Origin of the sequence: Paenibacillus sp. FSL H3-0469, from assembly GCF_038051945.1 — a bacterium.
Taxonomy (GTDB): domain Bacteria; phylum Bacillota; class Bacilli; order Paenibacillales; family Paenibacillaceae; genus Paenibacillus_AQ.
Genome location: NZ_CP150302.1, coordinates 2,549,356 through 2,569,092 on the forward strand (window position 1 = coordinate 2,549,356; position 19,737 = coordinate 2,569,092).

Sequence of the window (19,737 nt, forward strand, 5' to 3'; positions counted from 1 at the left end):
TGCACAAGTGTAAATAATGACGGCTTACAGGAATGTAAAAGGCTCGGTATCAGGCTGCGAGGCATGCACTGCCGTACCGTACTTATGCTCCGTCAGCTTGCCGGCCAGAAACTCCGCTACCTTCACCTTCATGATCTTCTCCGCATTATGGCCCGGATCGATTAAGGCGATTCCCGCGAGGTGCGCATCTTGTGCGGTATGGTAATCGATATCGCCGGTCACCAGCACATCCGCTCCCTTGAAGATAGCGCTGCTGTAATACTTGGCACCGGACCCGCCCATGACTGCCGCCTTGCGGATAGGACGGTTCAGATCTCCAACCACACGCACGCTCTTCACATCCAATCCGTGTTTGACCGTCTCGATGAACTCACCAAGCGTCGCCGGCTCCTTCAGCTTCCCTACTCTTCCGAGTCCAAGGCTGCGTCCCTTAAGGTCCATGGAGTAGAGGTCATAAGCCACCTCTTCATATGGGTGAGCCTTCAGCATGGCCTGTACCACCTTGTTACGGATCGTATGCGGTACAATGGTCTCGATGCGGACCTCCTCAGCCCGCTCCAGCTTGCCTGGCGTGCCGAGATACGGGTCCGTGCCCTCCTGCGGAATGAAGGTGCCATAGCCTTCGATATTGAAGCTGCAATGGCTGTAATTGCCGATCCAGCCCGCTCCGGCGTTCAGGATGGCATCCAGCACCTTCTGGTGATGATCCTTCGGTACGAATACAACCAGCTTGGACAGCTGCTCAGTATGAATATCCTTAATCGGCGCACCGTTCTCAATACCCAGTGCCTCGGCCATCCAGTCATTCATTCCGCCTTCGGCCACATCCAGATTCGTATGGCTGATGTACACGGCAATGTCGTTTTTGATCAGCTTCTCATATAAGCGGCCCGCCGGGGTATCCGTCAGAATCCCTTTGATCGGCCGGAAAATCACCGCATGATGGGCAATGATCAGATTACAGCCCTTCGCAACCGCTTCATCCACAATGCTCTCATTGACATCCAGCGCCACCAGCACCCCGGTGATTTCCTTCTGGAGACTGCCGATCTGAAGACCAACATTATCCCATTCCTCTGCCAAATGCTTCGGGGCAAGCTGCTCCATATATCCAATTACGGTCTGTCCTTTAGCAAACATTCCAGCACCTCCGCAATCCGTTTAATCTGAAGCTTGATTCTGCTGCGCTTCTCCTCAGCCGCCTCCAGCTCCGAACGTGCGAGCGAGGCCAGGATGCTCTCCAGCTTGGAGATTTCACCCTGCCATTTGGCAGCGAAGACTTCATTCGGCGCTTGCAGCAGCAGCGGTCCCATCTCCAGCAGCAGCGCCTGATCAAGGGCCATCTTCCCTCCGGCAAGCAGACGTTCGCTGTACAGCTCTTTATTCGTCCCCGCCGCTTCAGCACCCTCAGGGACAGCGGTCAGGATCTCATAGATTTTGCCGTCTTCCTCCAAAATATGCTCCGAGACCAGCACCCAGCTGTTAGCCAGCAGCCAGCGGCGCAGAATATCCTCGCCTACATTGGGCTGTAGCGCGAGCGTCTTCACCCCAGCCAGCTTGCCTAGCTTCTGCCCTCGTTCCAGAATCGCTGCGATCAGCGACCCGCCCATCCCGGCAATGGTAATGCAGTCTGCTTCCCCCGGCTCCAGCACCTCCAGCCCGTCTCCGCGCCGTACAGCGATCTTTGCACCGAGTCCTGCTTCCGCAACGCCGCGAAGCGCCGCTTCATAGGGTCCCGGATTGACTTCTCCGGCAATAGCCGAAGGCACACGGCCGCTCTTCACAGCGGCAACAGGCAGCAGGGCATGATCTGAGCCGATATCGGCAAGTCTGCTGCCCGCAGGGACCTGCTCCAGCAGCAGCTGAAGCCGGTCTGATAATTTTACATTGTTCATGAGGCCACCCACGTTATCCATTTTTTTCTGAAGAGGAACAGCAGCGCAAGGCCCACTGCAATCTTCAGTATTAATACAAGCGAGGTCCATTCCGGGAATCCCGCTCTGAGCCATAGCGCGTCTACCTCCGGCATCAGCCAGAGGGCAGCGCCCGCCCCCAGGTACACTCCTGAGACCCCGCTAACCTTGTGATACATCAACCAGCTCATCCAGATCATAAGCACACACAGCGGAAGCCAGAGCAGCTCCAGCTCCAGCAGAGAGGCATCCGGCCGGACATGTCCGAAGAATCCTGCATAGAGCAGAGCCCAGAAGGCATATCCGCAGAAATGAAGCAGCCCGATACGCAGAAAAAAACCAAGCACACACCACAGCAGACCGCAAGCTGCAATCAGCAGCGGTGTCCAAAAATCAGGATCCAGCTTATGCAGCTCAATCAGCCACAGTCCGAATCCCAGCGTTAAGATGCTGCCGATTCCCGCCAGCATCAGACTGATTGTCTTATTGCGGTTCAGGTAAATCGCTGAATATCCATAACAAATAATTAGGACGCTGAGCGCTGTAGCAAGTTGCAAAGGCCAGGGAAAAACGCTAAAATAAAGACTAATCAAGAAAATCAAGGAAATAATTCCAAAACCAAACAGCCAAATTTTGATGCTTCCCTGCTGGAGATTCCGTAACGATACCGGATTGCTGTCCTCCACCTCTGCCTGATCATCATACAGGTTGGTCAGGAAGTCACAGTATTGCTCCGGCAGAAGCTTGCTTCTTCTCCAGTATTGGATTTCTCTTAATATAGTATCACGTTTCTCCAGGTTCAACCGGCATCCCTCTTTTCAGAACTTGCCTTGCCTTCACTTTCATTACAACCTCCCGCACATGGCGGGGCTCCAGCATTGGTGAATCCCCTTGACAACATAATAGGACCTCCTGCCACCGTGCAGCAGAAGGTCCAGTTGTAAGGTCTATTCGAGGAAATCCTTCAGCCGCTTACTGCGGCTGGGGTGACGCAGCTTACGAAGCGCTTTGGCTTCGATCTGGCGAATCCGCTCGCGGGTTACGCCGAACACCTTGCCCACTTCCTCAAGGGTTCTCGTCCGTCCGTCATCCAGTCCGAAGCGCAGGCGGAGCACATTCTCTTCACGCTCAGTCAGCGTGTCCAGCACATCCTCCAGCTGTTCCTTCAGCAGCTCATATGCCGCTGCATCGGCAGGCGCCAGCGCCTCCTGGTCCTCAATGAAATCTCCCAGATGCGAATCATCTTCCTCACCGATCGGTGTCTCCAGCGATACCGGCTCCTGGGCAATCTTCATAATCTCTCTAACCTTCTCAACGGTAAGCTCCATCTCCGCAGCAATCTCTTCCGGCGACGGCTCGCGTCCCAGTTCCTGCAAGAGTTGGCGGGAGACCCGGATCAGCTTGTTGATGGTTTCAACCATATGCACCGGAATACGGATCGTACGCGCCTGGTCGGCAATCGCACGCGTAATCGCCTGACGAATCCACCAGGTGGCATAGGTACTGAACTTGAAGCCTTTGTTATGGTCAAACTTCTCAACCGCCTTGATCAGACCCATATTGCCTTCCTGAATCAGATCCAGGAACAGCATCCCGCGGCCGACATAACGCTTGGCGATACTGACCACGAGCCGCAGGTTCGCTTCTGCCAGTCTCCGCTTCGCTTCCTCATCACCATTCTTGATGCGCATCGCCAGTTCCACTTCATCGTCAGCCGATAACAGCGGCACGCGGCCGATTTCCTTCAAGTACATCCGGACGGGGTCGTTGATCTTGATCCCCGGAGGCAGCGACAGATCATCGTCGAAGCTGAAGTCGTCACCTTCTTTGTCCTCATTGTCTTCGCTTGGACGGAGGCTGTTCACCTCTTCATCATTTTCATTAACAACCTCGATCCCCAGATCGCTCAGCTGCTCGTAGAATTCCTCCATCTGCTCGGGGTCCTGATCAAATGGCGACAATTTCTCCATGATATCTTTGTAATTAAGTGATGATCTTTTCTTCCCGTGATCAATAAGCTGATCCTTAACCTGATCCAGAGTAAATTCCGCTTCCAGTTCAGTGTGCTGATCGTTCGCCATAATTCGACTCCCTCCTCCCTAGGTACATCCTGTCAACAGCTCATTGTCTCTCTAGGGCTAAAATTTCACTTGCTATTTGTGCTGCACGCAAAAAGTCACCGGATTTCTCCGCCTGAATCATCTCTTCACGCCTATGTTCAATTTTGCGCTGCAGAGGATACTTCCGCACTTCACGAATACAATCGTCCAGAACCTGGGTACTCCAGTCTGGAGGGGTATCCATCATGGAGATCGCCGTTGCGGTCTTCTCCAGACGGTCGTCCTGAAGCGATGATAGAAACCGGCTGATGCCGGGTGGTTTGCCTTGCGCATAATAAGCATATAGATAAGCGGCGATTGCCGCATGATCATCAATATTGAACTCTTCCCCGAGCCGTTCACCCACATAGGCCGCTGCTTCCGGGTCTTGAATCATTAAGGATAACAGCCGCCGTTCCGCAACATGGTAAGCAGGCAGCAATGTAGGTGTCTGCACTTGCCCTTTTTTATGCCTACCATTATTCCACCTATTATCGTTATTATCCCCTTCGGGATTGTTTTTTTGCATGGAGGCCCGAAGTAAATTGCAATCCTGCTTCAGACTGTCGTAGGACAGCTCAAGCTCGGAGGCGATTTCCCGCAGGTACACCTCCCGCTCCGTTGAAGAATGGAGTCCGGCGATAATCTCCAGAGCCTCCTTGACATAGGCAATTTTGCCGTCTTCCTCTAGGAGTATATGGTTTTTTTTCAGATATATAAGCTTAAATTTGATGGATGACACGGCAGAGTCAATCACTTGTTCCCTGAATCTGTCCCCGCCATGCCGGGAGATGAATTCATCCGGGTCGAGGCCGCTTGGAAGCAGTGCTACCTTGACCCGCAGACCGCTGGCTTCCAGGACAGGAATGGCCTTAAGGGCGGCAGCTTGTCCAGCCTTGTCTCCATCATAGGCAAGCACAATCTCATCTCCAAGGCTCTTCATCAAGCCCACGTGACCCTCAGTAAGCGAGGTTCCCATCGTGGCTACCCCGTTCTGCACACCTGCCTCCCAAGCCGAAATGACATCACCGTATCCCTCGAACAGGACGATTTGCCGCGTTTTGCGGATGGATGCTTTGGACTGGTGGAGATTGTACAGAATGCGGCTTTTGTTGAATAACCGGCTCTCCGGAGAGTTAAGGTACTTCGGCTGTCCCTCCCCGAGAATGCGTCCGGCGAAGGCAATCGTCTTACCCATGCGGTTCGCAATCGGAAAAATAACCCGGCCGCGGAAACGGTCCAGATATCCTTTGCCTTCCCCTCTGGCAGACAACAGTCCGCCCTTCTCCATCTCGGCGAGATCGAAGCTGCGCTTCTCCAGAAACTGCAGCAGCGTATCCCAGCGGTCCGGCGCGTAGCCGATCTGGAACTGGTCAATCATTTTGTCGCTGAACCCCCGGGTTCTTAAGTAATCCATAGCGGCAGTGCCGTATTCCGTGTTCTTCAGCAAAAAATGATAAAACTTCGCCGATAATTCATACGCCTGAATCAGCCGGTCCCGCTCTGGATCGGGGGCAGCCAACGCCCCGCCTCTCCCCTCAGGAACAGGGATATCACTCTCTTCCGCCATGATTCTGACTGCTTCGGGGAAGGATAATCCTTCGATTTCCATCCTGAATTTGATGGCATTTCCGCCCATACCGCAGCCAAAACAATGAAAGACTCCCCGGTCAGGGGTAACAGTGAAGGAAGGGGACTTCTCCGAATGGAACGGGCAGAGGCCCCATAAATATTTACCCTGCTTGGACAAATGGACAACCTTGCTGACTGTATCGACAATATCATGCCGCGCCAGCACGTTCTCGATAACCTCTTCGGGAATAGGACCATGTCCGCTAGCCACTTCAACCACCTTCATCTCTTAACAGTTAAATATAATTCGCTATAGCTGGACATTCTCCTGCAAAATTGTTAAAAGTTTTGTCAGTTTATGTTGAAAAAGATTTTTTTCCTCTGCGGTAATCGCTTTGGGACCCTTGGAATAGTGACCGCGCCTGCGTTCAACCGCCTTGGCATGCCTGCTCTCCAGCATAAAATCCATGGTAGAATTCTCATATTCCTGGCCCCGGTTCGAAAGTGCAAGGCAGCGTTTGCCCAGCGCCAGCGCCGCCAGTCCATAATCCTGCGTAATTACGACATCTCCTGCAGAAATATGATTGGCGATATAGAGGTCGGCACTGTCAGCCCCGCGGTCCACCTGAACCACCGTAACGCCTTCTTCCGCCCGCAGCACATGATCATAGGAAGAGACCATCAGCACCGGAAGCCCGAACCTGCGCGCCACGGTAATAATTTCCTGCTTAACCGGACAAGCATCACCGTCCACAACAATCTTCCTTAGCCGGGAAGTTACCAAGCTTAGCCTCACCAAATTCCTGTGTAATATATATTACGCGCTAACCGTTCAAAAATCCTTCTTTGGTAAAGCATAAATACGGAACGAATGTCAACTTACGCATTGGCACCGTTCCGTATATTTATACCCTAAACCCTCGATCTATACCATAAAATCGTAAACATTACTTAAAACCTTCCTAAATTACCACACCAGCTTGCCGAAATCAGCAAACAATTTAGAATCCGCATGAATGCCGGCCAGCAGGGCCAGACGGTTCGAGCGGACGCCTTCGTCTTCGGCCATAACCATAACCGAATCGAAGAATCCGGTAACGGCTGCTTCAAGTCCCGACAGAATCTGCAGGGCTTCAGCGGCATGTCTGGAAGCAAGAGCTGCGAGGTAAGGCTCATGAATACTCTGCCAGGTCGAGTACAGCTTCTGTTCCGCTTCTTCCTTAAGCAGGGCAGGGTCAGTAACTGCACCTTCCGGAGCTTTAGCGGCCAGATTGCTGACACGGGTCAGTGAATCCACGGTGATTTTGAAATCAGCCTGATCGGTTACAGCATTCATCAAAGCCAGACTTCTGCTTACTACATCAACGATATCATCGAATCCCGCCGCAAGCGCTGCATCCACAACATCATAGCGTACATCATTGTCGGCTAACAGGCGTTTGACGCGCAGACCGAAGAACTCATACAGGGTTATACGCAGTTCAGGGGTGAAATGTTTCTCTGCACGGGAACTTCCATGGACTTCCAGAGCCGCTGCAAAAATCTCCTGCAGGCTCAGGCTCAGCTGATGCTCCAGCACAATCTGGACAATCCCTGCCGCCTGACGGCGCAGAGCATACGGGTCCTGGGAGCCGGTTGGAATAATTCCGATGGAGAAGCAGCCGACAATTGTATCGATTTTATCAGCAAGGCTGACTACAAGACCTGCCTGTGTAGAAGGTACGGCATCTCCGGCGAAGCGCGGCTGATAATGCTCGAAGACCGCTTTGGACACCTGCTCTGCTTCCCCAGCCTTGCGGGCATAATCCTCACCCATTGTGCCTTGCAGCTCAGGGAACTCACCCACCATTTGGGTCACCAGATCGAATTTGCAAATATCCGCTGTACGGCTCACTTCTGCAGCAGCCTCAGAAGACAGCTCAAGCTTCACAGCCAAACGGTCAGCGATGGCACGGATGCGGCGCACTTTATCACCTACACTGCCCAGCTCTTCATGGTAGACGATATTCTCCAGCTTGGCCAGTGCATCGTTAATCTGCAGCTTCTGGTCTTCTTCATAAAAGAATTTGGCATCCGACAAGCGGGCGCGCAGCACCTTCTCGTTCCCCTTGGCGATGACATCCAGCGATACCGCATTCCCGTTACGTACCGTTACGAAGAACGGCAACAGCTTGCCGTCTTCACCGAACACCGGGAAGTAACGCTGATGCTCTCGCATCGAGGTGATCAGCACTTCCTGCGGAATATTCAGGAAGGCCGGATCAAAGGTACCGAACAGTACAGTCGGCGTCTCTACCAGGAACAGCACTTCTTCCAGCAGATCCTCCTTGATCGCAATCTTCCAGTTCTTCTCTTCCGCAAGCTTATGAATACCGATTAGAATCAGCTCTTCCCGCTCCTTCACATCCACCAGCACATGCTGGCTGCGCAGAGCTTCAACGTATGCAGCAGGCTCAGCGATCACAGCTTCTTCCCCAAGGAAACGGTGGCCGCGGCTCACATTGCCCGCTTTGACTCCGGTAATCGTAAGGTCAATGATCTCTTGGCCGAAGAGAGCCACCATCCAGCGGATCGGACGGACGAACTTGAAATCATAAGCGCCCCAGCGCATATTTTTCGGGAAGGTCATGCTGCTGACAATGCCCTGCAGGCCTTCGGAAAGAAGTGAGGCTGTCTCAATGCCGGTGCTGCTCTTGGTCACATAGATGTATTCCACGCCTGCCAGTTCCTTGAACGTGAACTGCTCCGGTGAAGCACCCTGACTGCGGGCAAAGCCCAGTGCCGCCTTGCTCCATTCGCCGCTGGCATCCAGCGCAATTTTGCGTGACGGACCTTTGACCTCTTCGCTTACATCCTCTTGCCGTTCAGCGGCATCCTTCACGAGTACGGCAAGGCGGCGCGGTGTTGCATATGCGCTAACGCCCTGATGACTGATCCTTGAGGCCTCCAGCCATTTCGCCGTTCTGTCCTTCAGTTGCTCCATCGCCGCCCGGATAAAGCGTGCAGGGATTTCCTCCAGACCGATCTCGAACAGAATATCCTTAGACATGGTCAGCACCTTCTTTCTTCAGCAGCGGGAAGCCCAGCTTCTCGCGTTCCTCCAGATATGTCGCCGCTACGGTGCGGGCCAAATTACGTACTCTCGTGATGAAGCCTGTGCGTTCCGTTACGCTGATTGCGCCGCGCGCATCCAGAAGGTTGAAGGTATGCGAGCATTTCAGCACATAATCATACGCCGGGAAAACCAAATGATTCTCCATCGCCCGCCGTGCTTCCTCTTCGTAGGTGTTAAACAAGGTGAACAGCATTTTGACATCCGAGACTTCAAAGGTGTAAGTGGAATGCTCAACCTCCGGCTGATGGAATACATCTCCGTATGTCATGCCGTCTACCCACTCCAGATCAAAGACATTTTCCTTATCCTGAATATAGGAAGCCAGACGCTCCATCCCGTAAGTAATCTCCACCGCTACCGGACTTGCTTCAAGTCCGCCAACCTGCTGGAAGTACGTGAACTGGGTAATTTCCATACCGTCCAGCCACACTTCCCAGCCGAGACCCGCACAGCCCAGTGACGGATTCTCCCAGTTGTCTTCGACAAACCGCACATCATGCAGCAGGGGATCTACGCCAAGCGCCTTCAAGCTGTCCAGGTACAGCTCCTGAATATTGTCCGGGGACGGCTTGATGATCACCTGGAACTGGTGATGCTGATACAGGCGGTTCGGGTTCTCCCCGTAACGGCCGTCGGACGGACGGCGTGAAGGCTCCACATAAGCAACCTTCCACGGCTCCGGACCCAGGGAACGCAAAAAAGTCATAGGGTTCATCGTGCCCGCCCCTTTTTCCGTATCATACGGCTGGACGAGAATACAGTTCTGGGCGGCCCAGAATTGCTGCAGGGTCAGAATCATCTGCTGAAAGTTCATAACTACCGGCTCCTTCGCTATACAAGTGTGGTACTGCCTCTTGCTTATGACTGGCTCTTGCTGCTGTGCGATGGAGGCGGCACCAGCTTCTATGTACTTGCAGTCTGTGATGGAAAAAGAATCTCCCGCACAGCCACAAGCCAAAAAGCTCCCGCCCCCATGCCTGATGAACAGACATAGGGACGAGAGCTCAAATCTATTCTCCCGCGGTTCCACCCTACTTGATTACGCAAAAATCACGAAATCCACTTTTCATGCTGCCGCTTCTGTGCTCCCGGGTGCCCTGTTCATGAACGTCGTCCCGCCAGGCTTCCACTACCCCCGGCTCGCTGCTGCGACAATACCGCCCACTACTTCCCCGATCTACGCACTCTCTCCAGTTCTGGAGCAAACACGGCAAACTTATAAAAGAAACTGAACTTATAGTAACGGATAATTTGCGATTCGTCAAATATTGTATTTATCGAGCTGGTCCAGGAAGCTCTGCGACTTCAGTCGCAGCCCCAGCTGCATATCCATGAATCCCCGCATGATGGCCTTCAGCTCCGCACGGGTCTCCGGCTTCACATCGACATTTCCCAGCCTGGTCAGATCCAGCGCCGCGAAGATCCGCAGCAGCTTCAAGGCACGCGGGGAAATCTCCATGGCCGGCGGATCGTTATGCCGGCAGCTGCGGCAGAGAACTCCCCCCAGACGGGGACTGATTCTGAGCTCCTCATCCGGCTTGTACTTGCCGCAGACGATACAGGAATCGAGCTGAGGCCCGTAACCGGCAGCCTGCAGCACCTTCATTTCAAATACATTATTGATAATGCCGGGATCTTTGTCTTCCTCCAGTGCATTCAGACAGGCGGTCAGCTGGCGGTACCAGAAGCTGCCTGTCTCTTCATCATGCAGTACCCGGTCGAGCAGCTCGCAGGCATAGGATGCATACGCCGCCTTGACCAGATCCTCCCGCAGCGGATGATGGGACTTCGTGATCTCTCCGGCATTGAGTGTTCCCAGTCCGCCATTATTGCGGAAGAACACGAACTCACCGGTTGTGAACAGCTGGATCAGGGCAGCATGACGGCTTTTGACCTTCTTGGCGCCCCGCACCAGAACCCCTACTTTACCCGCGTTCTCGGTGCAAAGCGTAATAATGGCGTTCCCTTCACCGTAGTCCATGCTGCGGATGACGATCCCTTCCACCCTGTATAGCATGCCTCTTCCCCCAACCACTCGGCAAGCAACCAGTCCTTATTGTGCTTCTTCATCGATGGCCATCTCTTCCTCCGCCGGCAGCGGTCCGCTGCCCTCGGGCGAATCCCCAGCTTCCCTGTACAGCAAATACGCATCGAGATCTCCAGTCATTGCAAAATACTTCCACGAAAAATTCCGCATTCGTATTCATCCTTTCTTCGGAAACACGATGTCTCTTCAGATGTAGGATGTGCGATGCCCCAGGATCTATCCGTGCAATTCCTGCCAAGTAGAGGCGGCGTGAGAGGTAATCATTCTTTATGGAAGCCCAAATCCCGCAGGACGCGGTCCTGGTTACGCCAGTCTTTTTTCACCTTCACCCATAATTCCAGAAAAATCTTCGAGCCCAGCAGATTCTCAATATCCGTCCGCGCACGGCGTCCGACTTCCTTCAGCAGCGCCCCCTGCTTACCAATAATAATCCCCTTCTGGGAATCGCGCTCAACAAAAATAACTGCAGAAATATGCACAACCCCATTTGGCTCCACACTCATATCCTCAATCGCCACTGCGATGGAATGCGGTACTTCTTCACGGGTCAGATGCAGAATCTTCTCGCGGATCAGCTCCGCGCAGACGAACTGCTCGGGGTGATCGGTAATCTGGTCGTCCGGGTAATACTGCGGGCCTTCCGGCAGATATTTCTGCACCTGCTCCAGCAGTGTGTTAACGTTATTACCCATCTTGGCTGAGATCGGTACGATCTCGGCGAACGTGTGCAGCTTGTTATACTCCGTAATCATCGGCAGCAGCGCTTCCGGTTCAATCTTGTCAATCTTGTTCATGACCAGAATGACCGGAGTCTTAATGCTGCCAAGCTGTTCCGCGATAAAACGGTCCCCGCCGCCCATTCCTTCAGACGCATCCACCAGGAACAACACCGCTTCCACTTCATGCAGCGTGCTCATCGCGGTCTGATTCATGTAATCGCCGAGCTTGGACTGTCTTTTATGGATACCCGGGGTGTCCAGGAATACAATCTGTGAGTTATTCGCCGTATAGACCCCGTGAATCTTGTTACGGGTGGTCTGCGGCTTGTCCGACATAATGGCAATCTTCTGGCCGATTACCTGGTTCATGAGTGTTGATTTACCTACGTTTGGTCTGCCGATAATGGCGACAAACCCTGATTTGAATTTCATATAATCTTCCTTCCTGACTACGTGGTTAATATCGTCCATGGCGTTTTAGATGAATCTAGTTCAAACTTAATATCAATTCAAAAGCCTTCACTCTTAAAGCTTTTCGATCCCCCTAAATCCCCCTTCGCCAAGGGGGACCCCAAGGGCCCCGGCCCTCTGGACACCCGGAACTGGCGTGGGCACAGCGGTTGGCGCGGGAAGAAACTTTGAAAGGGGGATCGCTTTTCGTTCCCTGCGGGAACCCGCTTAACTGCGGCTCGCAAAAAGAGACTGGTTACTTTAACAACTAACTAATGCCTTAATTGTATTTTGTACACTTATTCGGCTCCAAAACAGCGATGATTAGAGTTTAGTTGTAATTCATACATCTATTTTCCTCATTAAAGTCACTTTCGGCGATATCCGATGAATTTAGTTGTACATTTTACACGTAAATCAACTTTTAGCGGAAATAGTGGAAAGTTAGTTCTACAATATACAGTTACTCTGGAGCATGAGCGCTTACCGTTCCCTGCGGGAACACGTTTGACTGCGGGGCGGTTGGTTGGTTAGATACAAGGCCCATACGCTTCCTGCACACGCACACGCACACGCACACGCACACGCACACGCACACGCACACGCACACGCACACGCACACGCACACGCACACGCACACGCACACGCACACGCACACGCACACGCACACGCACACGCACACGCACACGCTTAATTGTATTTTGTACAGCAGAATTAGCAAATCCAAGGTTTTTTAACGGTTCTATTGTATTTTGTACAGCAGATTTGCTGCAAACACGCCATAAACAGATTATTTTCCATTTTCAATTGCATGAAATACAACAGAACCTTGTGTTGGACCAATTTTGGCTCATTCTATTGTACATTGTACAACAGAATGCCCAACAGCAATATGTTGCAGTCCACAAACTAACCTATTGCTATCACTCCGCACTCTGCCCCTGCGCCAGATCCGCCGGACCGAAAGCGCCGGGGAGCAGGTCACGCACAGTAGTCTCCACAATGTCACCCTTCAGGTTGCCGAGGATGACCGGCATATCGGGGCCGCACAGCTCGACCATCACCTGGCGGCAGACGCCGCAAGGCGATACGGGGCCATCCGTGTCCGCTACCACTGCGATGGCTTTAAAGGTACCGGGCTTATGACCGTCCGCAATGGCGCGGAACATGGCCGTCCGTTCGCCGCAGTTGGTGGGACCGTAAGCAGCATTCTCGATGTTGCAGCCGTGGTGGACCTTGCCGTCCTGATCCAGCAGCGCTGCCCCAACCCCGAAGCGGGAATAGGGTATATATGCATTGGCTCTTGCCTTGATCGCTTCCTGAAGAAGTAACGCAGAATCCATAGTTGTCCTCCTAATTAAAGATGACGGAGCGCGCAAAGCGGGTCCGCCTCTTACACCAGCTAAAGTTGTAAACTGATTATGACATAAGACCTGTGATCCAGTCCATCACGGGATGATAAAAAACATAGATTCCGGCAATCACGGCAAACACCGCCGTAAGCAGCACGGCTCCTGCGGCGGTATCTTTGGCCTTCTTAGCCAAGGGGTGAATCTCAGGCGAAACCAGATCAATCGTTGCTTCAATCGCCGTGTTCAGCAGTTCGGCTGTCAGCACCAGCGTAATGGCCAGCAGCAGTAGCATCCAGCTTGACAAAGGAAGCCTGAACACAGCGGCGGCAATCACTACGAGAACAGCAAGGCCGCTATGCACCTTCATGTTCAGCTCCGATTTGAAGGTTGCTGCAATGCCGTGCGCTGCGAAGCGAAAGGAATGCCAGAATTTTTTGTGGCCCACCGCCGTATTCTTGACCATTAGCGTGTCAACCCGACCTGAGCCAGAGCCTTCTCCTGCTTGGACATCATTTCCGCCTCCGCCTCCGGCTCCTGATGATCATAGCCCAGCAAATGCAGGAACCCGTGGACGAACAGGAAGCCCAGCTCCCGCTCCAGCGAATGGCCGTATTCCTCAGCCTGCTCCTGCGCCCGGGTAACCGAGATGATAATATCCCCAAGCACATTCGGCACTTCTTCCAGCTCTTCGTCTTCCTCTGCTAAGTCATATTTAATCTCCAGCTCGTCTTCTCCGGCCTCATTCATCGCGAAGGAGAGCACATCTGTCGGACGGTCAATACCGCGATATTCCAGATTCAGCTCGTGAATGCGTTCGTTATTGACGAAGGTCAGATCCACTTCCCCTGAGTCAATCCCTTCTGCTTCCCCCGCCGCCCGAAGAAGCCGCTCCAGCAGCTCAATCAGATCGCCGTTAATTTCATGTTCATCCTGTTCATTGTTCCAAACGACGCTCAGGCTCATTTTTGATGGCCCCTTCCTCTTTTTTGGGCTTGCGCACATCCTCGGGGTATTCAATCCGGGAATGGAAAATACCCATTACTGTCTCTTTCAGTGTCCGCGAAATAATATCCAGCTCCTTGAGCGTCAGATCGCATTCATCGAACTGATGGTCATCCAGCCGGCTTTTGATAATTTTCTCAATCATGGTCTCCACCTGCACCACGGTTGGCTTGCGGAGCGAACGGACGGCGGCCTCCACACTGTCGGCGATCCCGACGACTGCGGATTCCTTCGACTGCGCCTTCGGGCCGGGATAACGGAAATCCTCCTCCGTGAAGTCCGGCTCTACACCCTTATCCTCTGCAAGCTTCAATGCCTTATGATAAAAATAATGCAGGAACGTCGTGCCGTGATGCTGCTCCGCTATATCGCGGATCGGCTTCGGCAGCTTGTATTCCTTCTGCATCTCCACCCCGTCCCGGGCGTGGGCCACAATGATCGACTTGCTCAGCTTCGGCTCAATCGAGTCATGCGGATTCTCCATATTGTTCTGGTTCTCTATGAAATAGAACGGGCGCTTCGTCTTGCCGATGTCATGATAATACGAGCCTACCCGGCACAGCAAGCCGTCCGCACCAATCGCTTCGGCCGCAGCCTCGGACAGATTGCCTACCATTACGCTGTGGTGATAAGTCCCCGGCGTCTCAGTAAGCAGCTTGCGCAGCAGCGGATGGTTCGGGTTAGACAGTTCAACGAGCTTCAGTGCCGACAGAATACCGAACGTTACCTCGAAGAACGGCATCAGGCCAATGACCAGCACTGCGGTAAGCAGACCCCCGGCAAAGGAAAAGCCCAGAGCGTATAACGTATTCGTCTCATTCCATACGCCTCCGCTTAGCATAGTCAGTATGGCTACGGTCAAGCAGCCGAGCAGAGACACCATAATACCGCCCTTCAGCAGCGTTGAGCGCTGTCCGGCACGGTGGGTCGAGAAGATGGCAACATAACTTACGATTAGGGCAAAGAAGCCGAAGGTGAAATCAAATATCGTATTCTGCTGAACATTCAGCAGGATACTGGCCAGAATGCTGAACAGAATGGAACAGAAATAAGCTAAAGTCATGTCCAGCAGCATGGAAATCAGCATCGCGCCAAGAGCCACAGGTGCCAGATAGCCGATATATGTCCGCACATCGGTCTGCAGGAAGGCCGTCAGCTTCATCATAACAATCGTAATGATAAAGACCAGTACCAGCATAAGCAGCTGGGAGTTATTGTATTTGAAGCCTGAGGCTCCGCCATTGTAGCGGATGAAGGTCATCAGGCCAAAGGACAACAGTGCAGAGAGCAGCAGCAGGCCGAGCTGCGGCCAGTAATTAATCTCTTTGCTGAGCAGCCCGTTCTCATCCAGCAGCTTGTACAGCTCAGGGGTAATCTCCTGATTCTTGGCGACCAGCACATCCCCTTGCTCGATGAACACATCCGGCGTATTCTGACGGGCCTGCACCTTCGCTTCCTTGGTCGCATCCTCGTCATAGAATTTGTTGGCGGTGATCACCAGCCGCACCAGCTCCTGCACCACCTCGCGGGCGGTCCGCTGCCCCAGCGAACTGACGCTGACCTGCTCGGCCACCTTGGCGCGCGCGCTCTGGGCGTCGGTAATCTGGTCATTCATCAGCTTGGTGACAATATCACGGGCCACCGGCTTCATTTCGATGATATCCTGCTGAGTCAGGCGCGGGATCTTGATATAGGTCTCTTCCGGAATGACGTAGGCCTGATCCTTGATGACGGACTGCATTTCATCCAGCAGATGCTCGGAGTAAGTCCCGGCCTTCTGGCTGGCCGCCACAAAATTAAGAATAAAATCATTCGCCCGCCGCGGAATCTCTTCCCGGTAAATCTCTGTCTTCTCACTCTGTGAAATCGTATCATCCTGATTCAACCCGCCGATCCGGTCCAGCAGCAGAGTTACTAGATTCTCCGCCCGGATAGGAATAATGGCATAACGGTTGGTCACATTCTCTGCAGCAGTCTCCTGGGCCTTGAGCTTGGCGTTGGTGTCCAGGATTTGCTTGGGAGCTGTAATCTCCTTGGCACTGCGGGTTCCCTCTTTGATATCATACCTTTTGGGCAGCAGATCAGAGGACAGGCTGAGGTAGAAAACAACGGCCAGTAACAGGAAAAGAGTATAGCGCGTCACCGCGCTATACTTCCATCCGCTGCTGCTATATACAAATCCGCTTAATTTCGATGGTTGCTTTGAGGCCATGAAGACAATCCCCTTTTTTATTGGAGGTTTTCGGCAGAGCGGTCATAGGCAACGATAATTTTCTGTACAAGGGAATGACGGACAACGTCCTGCTCAGCGAAGTAGACAAAGCCAAGCTCCTCGATACCGGAAAGAATCGTTTTGGCTTCGATCAGCCCTGACTTCTTGCCGCGCGGCAAATCGATCTGGGTCACATCGCCCGTGATGACCATCTTGGAGCCGAAGCCCAGACGGGTGAGGAACATTTTCATTTGTTCGGGCGTGGTATTCTGCGCTTCATCAAGGATGATAAAAGCATCCTCCAGCGTACGTCCGCGCATATAGGCAAGCGGTGCAATCTCGATCAGCCCGCGCTCCAGCGCCTTCGCCACCTGATCAGGCCCCATAACGTCGTACAAGGCGTCGTAGAGCGGCCGCAGATACGGATCTACCTTCTCTTGCAAATCTCCCGGGAGGAAGCCCAGGTTCTCCCCGGCCTCTACAGCCGGGCGCGTAAGCACGATCCGTTTGACCGAGCCTTCCTTCAGCGCCGTCACCGCGAGGACCACAGCCAGATAAGTCTTGCCTGTGCCCGCCGGGCCGATGCCGAAGACGATATCACGCTTTTTGATGGTGCTCACATAATGCTTCTGGCCAATCGTCTTGACACGAATCGGCTTGCCGCGGAAGGTGGTTGTAATCTCGCCCTTGAACAGGTCCAGCAGCTGGTCGGCACGGAAATCCTTCGCCAGCTCCACGGCATACTGCACATCGCGTTCGCTCAATATATAACCCCCGCGTACGAGTGACAGCAGCACGTTGAAGAGCTGGCCCAGCATGTCCACTTCCCGCTCCGTACCGCGAATTGTAATTTCGGCCTCGCGTGAGTTAATAACTGCCGGAATTTCTTTCTCAATGATTTTCAGGAATCCGTCCTGCGGGCCGAACAGGGATTGCGCTTCTCCCGCATTGTGCAAAGATATTTGAATGCTTGTAGTCTGTTCTGACAAGTAGCCTCATTCTCCTCAATTGTTTACTATCGGAAGTTCTTCCGCGATTCTCTCTTCCACCTCAAACAGCACTTTCATATAAACTTTACCATTCTCTTTCTTCTCATGCAAAATTTTTTGACTTTTGATGACGCTATCAGCGCCGTAACGCGCGAAAATATCGCTCTTGGCCCGCGTTAGTCCCTCCGCTCTGGCTGCCTCTGGAGTAAGCGCTTCAGCGGTAGCTTTGATCTCCAGCTCCTTCTCGGTCATCAGGCCCAGCGGCAGCTGAAAAGAGCGCCACGACAGCATGTCGGGCTCTGAAAGCGTACGGGACTTTGCAAACCCGGAGTCCCCGTAGCCCCACAGCTGAATCGCCCATTTGCCGAGAACAAGATAGGTGCGGTCCTTGCGTTCTCCTGTATACGCACTGCCCGTTCTTTTGAGCGGTACCTCCAGATTATATTCATGCCATACAAGGCCTTTAACCATGCCTTTGGCGACTACAAACTCAGTATTCTCCTCGTCACCCAGCGCTCCGGAGATGAGGATGTCCCCTTTTTTGACCCGCGAATTCCGGCTGACCACCGGTCTGCCCTGCTCCGCATAGATTTCGGTCACCACCGCATCGGTCCGGCTGATGAGATGGCGCTGGCTGAGCAGCGGTTTATGATCCGGGCGGTCGGCTTCAACTACCTGGATGGTAATGCTCGTCCCGGTCCGGTGGAACCCGGCCCATGTCAAGCCCGGAACCAGGGTGGTCAGCTCCCGTGACAGCTCGTCCGACTCCTGCATGCGCCAAATCCACTGAAACGGATAGACGCCCTCCTTGCGTGCGGCTTCCAGAATGTCCTCGGTCGGAATGCGGGTATTCCCTTCCACCTTGACGCTCCAGATCATTGAGGAGAGCAGCAGCAGGCCTACACCGAAGATCAGCATCCCTGCGGCAAAAAACTTCCGTCTCCACAAGCGCGCGAGGCGAAACGGAAGTCCGTGCCTGGCTGTAACACGCATGCGGCAGCCTGTCTTTTTGAGGAGCGGGCGGAGCCGGAAAAAGTCATCCAGCAGCAGATTCAAATAAGCGCCGTCCCCGGCAGGCCTCACATCCCAGATGATGATGCCCGCTCCGGTTACAGCATTAATGAACTTCTCCACCTGCGGTCCGCTCACATGCAGTGTAACGAACCCCCGCAGTGATGACAGAGGCGGTTCTTTCATGGATTCTCCCCACTTTCCTTATATCTGATTTCACCGATTACTCCAATGACGGCAAGCTCCTGGCCCAGAATGTTGCGGATGACCAGTCCTTCGCCGGAAATCTCCAGCACTCCTTGGGTTAATGCCAGCCTGAGCTGCTCCGAAGAAAAATGCAGCACGCCGCGGTGGTTCTCAATATACAGCTCCTTATTGCCGATCAGGGTGATCCGGGGCATCTCCTGCAGCACATCCTGCGGAAGATCCAATATCCCGTTTGTCCATCCCCGCAGCCTGCGGCCGATACGGGTCATAAGTAGACGCTCCCCCTTCCTGCCTTCTGTACACCTTATGCGGCAGGGCGGCCGTTTATGAGAAGAACTCACATGCGGTCTCCTGGTACAACAGCAAAAAAGCCTGAATCCTTTCCCGCTAAGGAATAGATCCAGGCTTATTGCAGCATTACAGGTTGACCAGGAAGCGAAGGCAAGAACTTAGCGCCGCGTGGAATGCGGCTGGCGGGCACGGGGCGGACCCAGCACCTCCGCCCACACCAGACCGCTGCGCAGCGTGTCAGGGTCGCCTGTGAGCGGATGGCTGGTGAATGCCGGTGAGGTTGCGCCAATGCCCTCTCCGCCTGCCTCAGAGCCCGCAGACGGGACGGCAGCGGCCATACCGTCGAAGGCAGCCTGCAGCGCCTCCAGCTCCCGCTGCATGCGTGCTGTGCGGGCCTCCACGCTATCCAGGTCATCGGCCTGCTCCAGAGACACCCCTTCGCCGGTCTCATCACCGGCAGCCGGCTGCTCAGCCTCAGCCCAGGCTGGCGAAGACGGGACCTCCTGTACATCCGGCTGCGGGGCAGGCCGGTCTGTGTCTGCCCTTGTCCCGGCATGCGCCGGGAAGCCGCTTCCCTGCTGCTCCGCACGCCGGGCCTTCCCGCGGCGAGGCAGCGTATTACCGATGTCCCCTCCGCCGCCGCCAAAGGTAGGCATTCCCCCGCGCGGAGCCTGTTTGTCTTTGCCCTTCTTTTTGTTCAGATTGGTGAGGATCGCAATAGCCGCAAGTACCAGGAAATAGATCACGCCGCTCATGGG

20 protein-coding genes are annotated in these 19,737 nt (G+C 53.8%); all 20 read right to left on the reverse strand.

Annotated elements, in window-relative coordinates:
- Positions 1-24 precede the first annotated feature (24 nt).
- Complete coding sequence (locus NSS83_RS11100; RefSeq protein ID WP_341184437.1) at positions 25-1,140, reverse strand: Nif3-like dinuclear metal center hexameric protein; 1,116 nt, start codon at positions 1,138-1,140, stop codon at positions 25-27.
- Complete coding sequence (locus NSS83_RS11105; protein ID WP_341184436.1) at positions 1,116-1,895, reverse strand: class I SAM-dependent methyltransferase; 780 nt, start codon at positions 1,893-1,895, stop codon at positions 1,116-1,118. The genes NSS83_RS11100 and NSS83_RS11105 overlap by 25 nt, the downstream gene beginning before the upstream one ends.
- Positions 1,892-2,716, reverse strand: coding sequence for a hypothetical protein (locus NSS83_RS11110; protein WP_341184435.1), 825 nt, complete (start codon positions 2,714-2,716; stop codon positions 1,892-1,894). Before NSS83_RS11110 ends, NSS83_RS11105 begins: the two co-directional genes overlap by 4 nt.
- 144 nt (positions 2,717-2,860) lie before the next feature.
- Positions 2,861-3,994, reverse strand: a complete 1,134-nt coding sequence (rpoD, locus tag NSS83_RS11115; protein ID WP_036690273.1) for an RNA polymerase sigma factor RpoD — start codon at positions 3,992-3,994, stop codon at positions 2,861-2,863.
- A gap of 40 nt (positions 3,995-4,034) precedes the next feature.
- Complete coding sequence (gene dnaG / locus NSS83_RS11120; RefSeq protein WP_341348258.1) at positions 4,035-5,855, reverse strand: DNA primase; 1,821 nt, start codon at positions 5,853-5,855, stop codon at positions 4,035-4,037.
- A gap of 39 nt (positions 5,856-5,894) precedes the next feature.
- Complete coding sequence (locus NSS83_RS11125; protein ID WP_340757645.1) at positions 5,895-6,344, reverse strand: YaiI/YqxD family protein; 450 nt, start codon at positions 6,342-6,344, stop codon at positions 5,895-5,897.
- 207 nt (positions 6,345-6,551) lie between these two features.
- Positions 6,552-8,633, reverse strand: coding sequence for a glycine--tRNA ligase subunit beta (glyS, locus tag NSS83_RS11130; RefSeq protein WP_341184433.1), 2,082 nt, complete (start codon positions 8,631-8,633; stop codon positions 6,552-6,554).
- Positions 8,626-9,513, reverse strand: coding sequence for a glycine--tRNA ligase subunit alpha (gene glyQ / locus NSS83_RS11135; RefSeq protein WP_341184432.1), 888 nt, complete (start codon positions 9,511-9,513; stop codon positions 8,626-8,628). Before glyQ ends, glyS begins: the two co-directional genes overlap by 8 nt.
- Positions 9,514-9,960: 447 nt before the next feature.
- On the reverse strand, positions 9,961-10,716 hold the full coding sequence (gene recO, locus NSS83_RS11140; protein WP_341348259.1) for a DNA repair protein RecO: 756 nt from the start codon (positions 10,714-10,716) through the stop codon (positions 9,961-9,963).
- Between the two features lie 36 nt (positions 10,717-10,752).
- Positions 10,753-10,896, reverse strand: a complete 144-nt coding sequence (locus NSS83_RS11145; protein WP_076075837.1) for a YqzL family protein — start codon at positions 10,894-10,896, stop codon at positions 10,753-10,755.
- 110 nt (positions 10,897-11,006) lie between these two features.
- Positions 11,007-11,897: a GTPase Era gene (era, locus tag NSS83_RS11150; RefSeq protein WP_036690285.1), complete on the reverse strand. Its 891-nt coding sequence runs from the start codon at positions 11,895-11,897 to the stop codon at positions 11,007-11,009.
- Positions 11,898-12,445: 548 nt separating this feature from the next.
- Complete coding sequence (locus NSS83_RS11155) at positions 12,446-12,595, reverse strand: hypothetical protein (protein ID WP_341348260.1); 150 nt, start codon at positions 12,593-12,595, stop codon at positions 12,446-12,448.
- Between the two features lie 243 nt (positions 12,596-12,838).
- Positions 12,839-13,258 (reverse strand): cytidine deaminase, encoded by a 420-nt coding sequence (locus NSS83_RS11160; protein ID WP_340993992.1) that lies wholly within the window; start codon positions 13,256-13,258, stop codon positions 12,839-12,841.
- Between the two features lie 76 nt (positions 13,259-13,334).
- Positions 13,335-13,730 (reverse strand): diacylglycerol kinase family protein, encoded by a 396-nt coding sequence (locus NSS83_RS11165; RefSeq protein ID WP_341184430.1) that lies wholly within the window; start codon positions 13,728-13,730, stop codon positions 13,335-13,337.
- Positions 13,730-14,230, reverse strand: coding sequence for an rRNA maturation RNase YbeY (ybeY, locus tag NSS83_RS11170; RefSeq protein WP_341184429.1), 501 nt, complete (start codon positions 14,228-14,230; stop codon positions 13,730-13,732). Before ybeY ends, NSS83_RS11165 begins: the two co-directional genes overlap by 1 nt.
- Positions 14,202-16,481, reverse strand: a complete 2,280-nt coding sequence (locus NSS83_RS11175; protein WP_341184428.1) for an HDIG domain-containing metalloprotein — start codon at positions 16,479-16,481, stop codon at positions 14,202-14,204. The genes ybeY and NSS83_RS11175 overlap by 29 nt, the downstream gene beginning before the upstream one ends.
- Positions 16,482-16,498: 17 nt before the next feature.
- Positions 16,499-17,470, reverse strand: a complete 972-nt coding sequence (locus tag NSS83_RS11180; RefSeq protein ID WP_341017476.1) for a PhoH family protein — start codon at positions 17,468-17,470, stop codon at positions 16,499-16,501.
- A gap of 15 nt (positions 17,471-17,485) precedes the next feature.
- Entirely contained in the window at positions 17,486-18,667 is a 1,182-nt protein-coding gene (gene yqfD / locus NSS83_RS11185; protein ID WP_341184427.1) for a sporulation protein YqfD, read from the reverse strand.
- The gene (gene yqfC / locus NSS83_RS11190; RefSeq protein WP_209872075.1) at positions 18,664-18,957 is read right to left on the reverse strand and encodes a sporulation protein YqfC; all 294 of its coding nucleotides are present in this window, start codon (positions 18,955-18,957) and stop codon (positions 18,664-18,666) included. The genes yqfD and yqfC overlap by 4 nt, the downstream gene beginning before the upstream one ends.
- A gap of 180 nt (positions 18,958-19,137) precedes the next feature.
- Complete coding sequence (locus NSS83_RS11195) at positions 19,138-19,734, reverse strand: hypothetical protein (RefSeq protein WP_341348261.1); 597 nt, start codon at positions 19,732-19,734, stop codon at positions 19,138-19,140.
- Positions 19,735-19,737 lie beyond the last annotated feature (3 nt).

Coding starts and splice junctions, on each gene's coding strand:
- NSS83_RS11105 (WP_341184436.1), bottom strand. CDS start 1,895: ATGAACAATGTAAAATTATCAGACCGGCTTCAGCTGCTGCTGGAGCAG.
- yqfD (WP_341184427.1), bottom strand. CDS start 18,667: ATGAAAGAACCGCCTCTGTCATCACTGCGGGGGTTCGTTACACTGCAT.
- NSS83_RS11100 (WP_341184437.1), bottom strand. CDS start 1,140: ATGTTTGCTAAAGGACAGACCGTAATTGGATATATGGAGCAGCTTGCC.
- NSS83_RS11195 (WP_341348261.1), bottom strand. CDS start 19,734: ATGAGCGGCGTGATCTATTTCCTGGTACTTGCGGCTATTGCGATCCTC.
- ybeY (WP_341184429.1), bottom strand. CDS start 14,230: ATGAGCCTGAGCGTCGTTTGGAACAATGAACAGGATGAACATGAAATT.
- yqfC (WP_209872075.1), bottom strand. CDS start 18,957: ATGACCCGTATCGGCCGCAGGCTGCGGGGATGGACAAACGGGATATTG.
- era (WP_036690285.1), bottom strand. CDS start 11,897: ATGAAATTCAAATCAGGGTTTGTCGCCATTATCGGCAGACCAAACGTA.
- glyS (WP_341184433.1), bottom strand. CDS start 8,633: ATGTCTAAGGATATTCTGTTCGAGATCGGTCTGGAGGAAATCCCTGCA.
- NSS83_RS11175 (WP_341184428.1), bottom strand. CDS start 16,481: ATGGCCTCAAAGCAACCATCGAAATTAAGCGGATTTGTATATAGCAGC.
- rpoD (WP_036690273.1), bottom strand. CDS start 3,994: ATGGCGAACGATCAGCACACTGAACTGGAAGCGGAATTTACTCTGGAT.
- recO (WP_341348259.1), bottom strand. CDS start 10,716: ATGCTATACAGGGTGGAAGGGATCGTCATCCGCAGCATGGACTACGGT.
- NSS83_RS11165 (WP_341184430.1), bottom strand. CDS start 13,730: ATGGTCAAGAATACGGCGGTGGGCCACAAAAAATTCTGGCATTCCTTT.
- NSS83_RS11145 (WP_076075837.1), bottom strand. CDS start 10,896: ATGCGGAATTTTTCGTGGAAGTATTTTGCAATGACTGGAGATCTCGAT.
- NSS83_RS11160 (WP_340993992.1), bottom strand. CDS start 13,258: ATGGATTCTGCGTTACTTCTTCAGGAAGCGATCAAGGCAAGAGCCAAT.
- glyQ (WP_341184432.1), bottom strand. CDS start 9,513: ATGAACTTTCAGCAGATGATTCTGACCCTGCAGCAATTCTGGGCCGCC.